Annotated in this window: 5 protein-coding genes; 3 read left to right on the top strand and 2 right to left on the bottom strand. The window is 71.1% G+C overall.

Going from position 1 to position 7,590, the window contains the following annotated elements; genetic code table 11:
* The coding region (locus U9977_RS07885; RefSeq protein ID WP_322748531.1) for a glycerol-3-phosphate dehydrogenase/oxidase at positions 1-1,036 on the bottom strand (1,036 nt) is incomplete at its 3' end.
* 120 nt (positions 1,037-1,156) lie between these two features.
* Between U9977_RS07885 and U9977_RS07880 the strand changes: the two genes are divergently transcribed.
* The 3 genes from U9977_RS07880 (at position 1,157) to U9977_RS07870 (ending at position 5,945) form a co-directional block, all read left to right on the top strand.
* Positions 1,157-2,329: an acyl-CoA dehydrogenase family protein gene (locus U9977_RS07880; protein ID WP_322748530.1), complete on the top strand. Its 1,173-nt coding sequence runs from the start codon at positions 1,157-1,159 to the stop codon at positions 2,327-2,329.
* 93 nt (positions 2,330-2,422) lie between these two features.
* Positions 2,423-3,538, top strand: a complete 1,116-nt coding sequence (locus U9977_RS07875) for an acyl-CoA dehydrogenase family protein (RefSeq protein WP_322748533.1) — start codon at positions 2,423-2,425, stop codon at positions 3,536-3,538.
* A 130-nt stretch (positions 3,539-3,668) separates the two neighbouring features.
* The gene (locus tag U9977_RS07870; protein WP_322748529.1) at positions 3,669-5,945 is read left to right on the top strand and encodes an ATP-binding protein; all 2,277 of its coding nucleotides are present in this window, start codon (positions 3,669-3,671) and stop codon (positions 5,943-5,945) included.
* A 24-nt stretch (positions 5,946-5,969) separates the two neighbouring features.
* Here the strand turns inward: U9977_RS07870 and U9977_RS07865 are convergent, their stop codons facing one another.
* Entirely contained in the window at positions 5,970-7,496 is a 1,527-nt protein-coding gene (locus U9977_RS07865) for a glycerol-3-phosphate dehydrogenase/oxidase (protein WP_322748528.1), read from the bottom strand.
* Positions 7,497-7,590 lie beyond the last annotated feature (94 nt).

Here is a 7,590-nt window from a genome sequence, read left to right as displayed (position 1 = left end):
GCAGCGGCCGCAGCCCGGCGTAGACCCCGGTGATGTCCTCGTTGGTCAGCGGTGTGCGCAGCACCCGGTTGACGTGTTCCAGCACGTAGTCGATGTCCGCGCTGCTGGCTGCCGGGTGGGCGAGGTCGAGGTTCCAGTCCGTGTCGGTCGTTCCGATGATCCAGTGCGAGCCCCAGGGGATCACGAACAGCACGCTGGTCCGGGTACGCAGGATCAGCCCGGTGGTGGAGTGGATCCGGTCGCGGGGCACGACCAGGTGGATGCCCTTGGAAACCCGGACGGACAGCTGACCGCGACCGCCGGCCATGGCCTGGATGTCGTCGGTCCACACCCCCGCCGCGTTGATGGTCTGGCGGGCCCGGACGTCGATCTGCCCGCCGTTCTCGAGGTCGTCGACACGGACGCCGCTGACCCGGTCGCCTTCCCGCAGCAGTCCCGTCACCCGGGCGCTGGTGGCGATCAGGGCGCCGTAGTGGGCCGCGGTGCGGGCGACGAACATGGTGTGGCGGGCATCGTCGACCTGGGCGTCCCAGTACTGGATCGCCCCCACCATGGAGTCCGGTCGCAGGGACGGTGCGGCGCGCAGCGCGGCCTGCCTGCTCAGATGGCGGTGGTGCGGCACGTTGCGGCGACCGCCGCCGAGGGTGTCGTAGAGCAGCATTCCGCTGCCGACGTAGGCGCGTTCCCACATCCGATGCGTGATCGGGTATATGAACGGGACCGGGCGCACCAGGTGCGGGCACAGGGTGTCCAGCAGGAGCGCCCGTTCCCGCAGCGCCTCGGCGACCAGCGCCACGTTGCGCTGCTCGAGGTAACGGAGCCCACCGTGGATGAGCTTGCTCGACCGGCTGGATGTGCCGGCCGCGAGGTCTCGTGCCTCGACCAGGGCCACCGACAGGCCGCGGGTGGCCGCGTCGAGCGCGACCCCCGCACCCGTGACGCCGCCGCCGATGACGACGACGTCGACGACGTCGGTCGCCATCTGGCGCAGGGCGTCGTCCCGGGTGGTGGGGTTCAGCCGTGCCGGAACGATCATCGTGTTCCCCGTTTCCGGAGCGCGGATGCAAGGTAGGGCGCGGACACACGTCACATCGTGCCCGCTGCAAATAAACTCCGCATGCCGCGTTGCCCACAGCCCGCCCGCAGGAGCCGCCTGATGGACCTCACGTTCACGCCCGAGGAGGAACAGTTCCGCGCGGAGCTGCGTGCGTGGTTGGCGGACAACGTCCCGCCGCGGTGGCGGTCCCGGTCGTTCTGGTCGGCCATGCCCGAGGCGGCGGCGTTCGAGCTGCGCAGGGATTGGGAGCGCCGCAAATACGACGCAGGCTTCGCCGGTATCTCCTGGCCACGGGAGTACGGCGGGCGCGGCGGGACGCCCGGCATGCAGGCGATCTACGACGAGGAGACGCAGCGTGCCGGGGCGCCACACACGGTCAACGCCCTCGGGCTGGCCTTCCTCGCCCCCACCGTCATGGCGATCGGTACCGACGAGCAGAAGCGCGACATCATCGGCCCGATGCTGCGCAACGAGGTGATCTGGTGCCAGGGTTTCTCCGAGCCGGGTGCGGGTTCGGACCTCGCGGCGCTGCGCACCGGCGGCGTGCTCGACGGTGACGAGTTCGTCGTCAACGGTCAGAAGGTCTGGACGACCAATGCCGTGTACGCGGACAAGATCTTCGCGCTGGTCCGCACGGAACCCGGCTCCCAGCGGCACAGCGGCATCTCCATGCTGCTCATCGACATGCGCTCCGACGGGGTGCAGGCCCGGCCGTTGCGTCAGATCAGCGGCGCGAGCGAGTTCGGCGAGGTGTTCTTCACCGATGCCAGGGTGAAGGTCGGTGACTGTCTCGGCGGGGTCGGCAACGGCTGGTCAACGGCGATGCTGTTGCTGTCGTTTGAACGTGGGGCCTCCGGCATCGTCCAGTACACCGCCATGCGCCGGCAGTTCGACGAGATCGTGGCCACCGCGGCCACCTTCGGCCGCACCGGCGACCCGATCCTGCGCCAGCAGCTCGCCAGCCGGATGGTCGAGCTCGAGTGCCTGCGCTACCGCTCCATGCACGTGCTCACCCAGGTCGAACGGGGCGAGGACCTCGGGGCCGGGTCATCTGTGACCAAACTGCAGTGGTCGCACACGCACCAGGACCTGTGGGAGACCTTCGACGACCTGCTCGGTCCGGAGGCGACGCTCGCCCGACCGCGCCCCGACACCGACCTGCGCGCCATGCAGCAGGAGGCCATGTGGTCGCGTTCGGTGACGATCTGGGGCGGTTCGTCGCAGGTGCAGCGCAACATCGTCGCCGAGCGGATCCTCGGGCTTCCTCGATGACTAGTGGTGAGCCTCCGGCGGCGCGGACGGGCAATGATCGCGCCGCCTTCGGCCATGCTCGCTGACTCCCTCGAGCCTCCGATAGGACCAGCCATGTACTTCGCGCTCACCGACGAGCAGTGCGCCCTGGGTGAAGCCGTCCGCGACTACCTCGCGGACCAGTTTGATCGCAGCGCCGTCCGTGCCGTGTTCGAGGACCCGGGCGGCACCGGTATTCCCGCGCAGCTGTGGAAGGCCATGGGCGAGCAGGGCTGGCTCGCCGTGTGCGTCCCCGAGGAGTACGACGGCCTGGGGCTCGGTCTGGTGGACGCCCAGGTGGTTGCCCGCGCCTTCGGTGCGGGCGTCGTACCCGGGCCGTGGCTGCCGACGGTGCTCGCGGGCGAGGCGCTTGGGCTGGCGGGATCGGATGCGCAGAAGGCGGCCCTGCTGCCCGCCGTCGCCTCGGGTGCGCTGGTGGCCACGGTGGCGCTGCGGGGGCCCACCGGTCGCTACGACCCCAGCGGCGTGCGGGTCGGCGCCGACGAGGCGGGCCGGTTGACCGGGTCTGCGCTGCCCGTCGACTACGCCGAAGCGGCGGAGATCATCGTGGTGGCGGCCCTGGAACCCGGCGGCGGGGTCGGGCTGTACCTGGTCGAACCGGGTCTGCCGGGGGTCCAGGTGACCGGCCTGGAAAGCTATGACGGCTCGGTGCGCACGGCTTCGGTGGTTCTCGACGGCGTACCCGGGCAGCGCCTTCCCGGCTCGTCCACGGGCGTGTTCGTCGAACTTCTCGATCGGGGCGCGGTGCTCACGGCGGGGGACCTCGTCGGCCTTGCCAGGGAGGCGTTGACGCGCACCGTCGCCTACGCCTGCGACCGGGTGCAGTTCGGCCGGGCGGTCGGTTCCTTCCAGGCGCTCAAGCACCACCTCGCAGACCTGCACGTCGCCGTGACCATGTCGGAGCATGCGGTCCTGTATGCGGCGCACGCGCTGGATGCCGGGCTCGCCGACCGCCGGCTCGCGGTCGCCGTGGCCAAGAGCAAGGCCTCGCAGACCGCCCGGGATGTGACCGCCGCGATGATCCAGTATCACGGCGGGATCGGCTACACCTGGGAGCACGACGCCCATTTTTTCTACAAGCGGGCTAAGCGCGAGGCCTACAGCTATGGGGATCCGATCGAGCACCGTGACCGGGTCGCGGCCCTCACCATTACGAGCGACCGAGGATAGGACTGTCCAGATCGCCGCTCGCTGATCGAACGCCCTATCCTCGGGCGCTCTCCCGGGATTTCACCGACAGCGGTCGGTTCCTGACGGTTCCGTGTCACCCGGCCGCTTCGAGGGTCCAGACTGAGGGTTCGTGCATGGCCGTGCTCGTGACGCGCTGGAATCCGTGACCGCCCGAGTGCTGGTGGTCATACGGGTGGCGTCGCTGTTCGTCCTCGTCGCGTACGTCCTCATCTGGAACGGCTGGTATCTCGGGTCGACCGAGCGACTCGCGGCGGTGGCCGGCGCCGTGCTGTGGGACCTGGTTTTCATCGGTGGCGCCATGCGCGGGCGGATCCCGAACTGGCTGGTGGTCGGGGAGTTCGTCACGGCGGTGGTCCTCGGCGTGGGTGCTCCCAGGTGGCTGCCGCCGCAGTCTCTCGGCGACGGTGGCACCTGGATCTACCGGATGCTGATCGGAGCCGGCGTCGCCGCTGCCTGGCAGGCGCCCGCCGTCCTGTTCCCCGTGGTTGTCGCCGTGCTTGCGGCTGTGCAGTTCAGCAGCGCACCGACGGCGATGCCCCAGGTGGCCGGCTCCACCGGCCTGCTCGTCGCGGTCTGCCTGGTGTTCCGGCTGGCCGTGACCAGGCTGCAGCGCAACGCGGTCGCCGCGGACGCGCGGTTGGCGGCCGGAGCCGAGCGGTTGCGGGCCGCGACGGTCACCGACGCCCGCCGGCGCGACCGGCGGGAACGGGAACGGGTCATCCACGACACGGTGCTCAACACCCTCACCGGCATCGGATGGGGCGGTGGCGCGGACGACGAGCCGACCCGACGCCGGTGCGCGCGCAGCGTCGAGGCGATGGAGGATCTCATCGCCGGGCACGACTGGTATGCGCGCGTCGAGCTCACCGAGCGGCTCAGTCGACTCGCCGCGGACGCCCGTGACAACGGACTCGATGTGCAGGTGCGCGTCCACCGGGACGCGGGCGCGGACCCGCCGTCGCTGGTCGTGGCGGCGCTGACGGCCGCCGCCGGGGAGGCGCTGGCCAACGTCGCGCGACATGCCCACACCCGCCGGGCGACGGTTGTCGCCCACTGCCGGAATGATCATTTTGATATCACGGTGAGCGACGAAGGTGTCGGCTTCGATCCCGGCCGGACAGATCCGCAGCGGCTCGGCCTGCGTGCCTCGATCGCCGAACGGGTCGCCGACGTCGGCGGCAGCATTGAGATCGACAGTCGACCCGGGCGTGGAACCACGGTCGTGATGGCCTGGCGGGCGCCTGCCTCCCCGGTCGAGCCGCCCGATGCGGTCGGCTACCTTCGCCGGCACTACGACACCGGCGTGCGGCGGATGGTCGCACTCGCCGTCGCCAGTTGGCAGGGGCTGCTGGTCCTGACAGTGATCGGCTACTGGGACCGGGTGCACCGGCCGGTCGTATCGGTCGCGCTGTGGGTGGCGATCGGCGCAGGTGTCGCCCTCGCAGTCCGGGTGATGTGGCATCGCAGCCTCAACCGGGTGGAGGCCGCAGGCGTGGTCATCCTCGCGTTCACGACCGCCGTCGCCGGTGGGCTCAACACCACCGGCGGGGACACGATCAGGATGATCGACTGGCCGACCACGATGGCGCTGCCGGTACTTCTCGTGCTGGTCGTGGTATCTCGCCCGGCGCGGGAGTGGCTGGTGGCCGTGGCCGCCGCGACCGTGCTGCTCGTCTCGATCGTGCTGCTGGGCGGGGATACCGGACCGATCGTGCTGTCCCGGCTGAGCACGTCCGTGTACGGGTTGTGGTCCCTGCAGGCACTGATCAACGCGTTCGGCCCGGCGTTGCGGAGCACGGCGCAGGCCACCGCCCAGGCCATGCAGGACGAGGCCGAGCTCGCCGGCCGGACGGAAGCGGCCGCGCGGATTCTCGCCGACCGTGATCGTGGCCTGCGTGACATCGACAGCGACACCCTGCCGCTGCTGCGCGCGATCGCCGGCGGCCAGCTCGACCCGCGTGACCCTGCGGTGCGGGAACGGTGCACCCGTCGGGCGTCGGTGCTGCGCCGGACGCTGGCCTCCACGGCTGGTCCGCCCGGGTCACTCGGGGTGCTGGAGCCGGTGGTGGAGGCCGCCGAGTCGCGGGGTATCGACGTCGAGGTGCAGCTTGCCGGTGACCTGCGCCGGTGTCCAGACGTCCTGCAGGAGGGCATCGTGGTCGCGATCGGCCAGGCGTTGCGTTCGGTTCCGGCCGGGCCGGTGCTGCTGACCGTCCTGTCCTCGCCCGAGTCCGGCAGCGTGTTCGTGTCCTTCCCGGTGGCGGCCGGGACGTTCGTGGATCCGGTTCGGCTGCCACAGTCGTGGCCGGGACCCGTCCTTGAGGTCAGCGCCGACGTCGCGGACGGCAAGGCCTGCCTCGAACTGCGCTGGCTTGTCCCTACATGACCCGGCCACACAGCCTGACCGTCGTCAGGTTTCCGCGGCGGCGAGCAGGGCCAGGACGTGGGGGAGCGCGGCGGCACGGTCGGCCGGCACCAGGCCGATGCGGGTGCGCCGGTCCAACAGGTCGCCGGCGTCGAGAGCACCCTCGTGTCGCAGCGCGAACACCAGTTCCGCGCCAGTGGTGTCCACACGGTCACACAAGGGCGCGAGCAGTGCCGGATCGCCCCGCGCGCACTCGACCACGGCGGGCGCCTCGGTGCCGTAGCGGGCGACCAACCGGCGCGGCGCGGCCACGTCGGCGAGCACCGACCGCTCGGCCGCGCCCACCAGGGGCAGCGCTCGGGTCCGACAGGGCCCGGTGCGCAGCCCACGTGCCCCCGCCAGCGCGTCCACGGCGTCCGCGGCCATCTGCCGGTAGGTGGTGAGCTTGCCGCCGACGACGGTCACCACGCCGTTGGCAGAGGTGACGACGGTGTGGCGGCGCGAGAGGTCCGCGGTGCGTCTGGCCGTCCCGGCCTGCAGCGGGCGCAGCCCGGCGAACGTGCCCAGGACGTCGGCCCGGTCAACGGGTACCGCGAGGACGCTGGAGACGACGTCGCGCAGGAACTCGGTCTCGGCCGGGGTCGCCGCCGGGGTGTCGGTCACGGCGTCGGCGGGTTCGTCCGTGAGCCCGACGTAGACCCGCCCACCGAGTTGCGGCAGCGCGAACACATATCGGTTACGTTCATGCGGTACCGGCATGGTGATCGCCGTCCGGAGCCCGCCGAAGGCGCTGTCCGCCACGACAAGGTGGCTTCCGCGGCTCGGGCGCAGGGTGATGTCGCCGCACAGCTCGCCGGCCCACACTCCGGTTGCGTTCACCACTGACCGCGAACGGAACGTGACCGCGGTGCCGGTGAGCATGTCGACCGCGGCGGCTCCATCCCCGTCGATGGATCGGACCGGGCAGTGCGTGATGATCCGTGCGCCGTACCGGGCCGCCGTCCGAGCGATCGCGACGACCAGGCGCGCGTCGTCGACGAGCTGGCCGTCCCAGGACAGCAGTCCGCCGCGCAGCCCGGCGGTCCGCAGCGCCGGCACCATGGCCTGGGTCTCGACCGCGCTCAACCGTCGAGGCCCAGGCAGCACCGACCGCGGGGTGCCGGCGCCACGCCGGATCAGGTCGGCGGCGTGCAGGCCGGCGTCGGCGACCAGAGCAGCGGAGGTGGGGAGGCCTGCCATCAACGGAAACACCATCGGCAGCGGCCGCACCAGATGTGGCGCGGTGGTGCGCAGCAGGATGTCGCGTTCCCGGGCGCACTGACGGGCCAGCGCGACGTCGCCGGTGGCCAGGTAGCGCAATCCGCCGTGGACGAGCTTGGAGCTCCACCGGCTGGTGCCGAAGGCCAGGTCGTGGGCTTCCACGAGCGCGACGGACAGCCCGCGGCTCGCGGCGTCCAACGCCACGCCTGTCCCGGTCACCCCGCCGCCGATGACGAGAACGTCGACGACGGTTCCGCCCGTCAGATCGGCGAGATCCCGATCGCGCTGCCGGCGATTGAGCGACCCGGTCAATTGAGCTGCCTCAGCCCGGTTAGGTAACACGCTGAGTACGCTACGGTCACGCTGTGACCACATCTGTCACAGTGTATGTCGTGTCACCGCTGAC

The organism is Protofrankia sp. Cas8 (assembly GCF_963555845.1).
In the GTDB taxonomy this organism is placed as follows: domain Bacteria; phylum Actinomycetota; class Actinomycetes; order Frankiales; family Frankiaceae; genus Protofrankia.
Note: the sequence above shows the minus strand (reverse complement) of the source record. Positions and strands in the feature narration are given on the sequence as shown.

What these genes read in the sequence shown, in the direction of transcription:
- U9977_RS07880 (WP_322748530.1), top strand. Translation starts at nt 1,157, where the DNA reads ATGGACCTCACGTTCACGCCCGAGGAGGAACAGTTCCGCGCGGAGCTG.
- U9977_RS07875 (WP_322748533.1), top strand. Translation starts at nt 2,423, where the DNA reads ATGTACTTCGCGCTCACCGACGAGCAGTGCGCCCTGGGTGAAGCCGTC.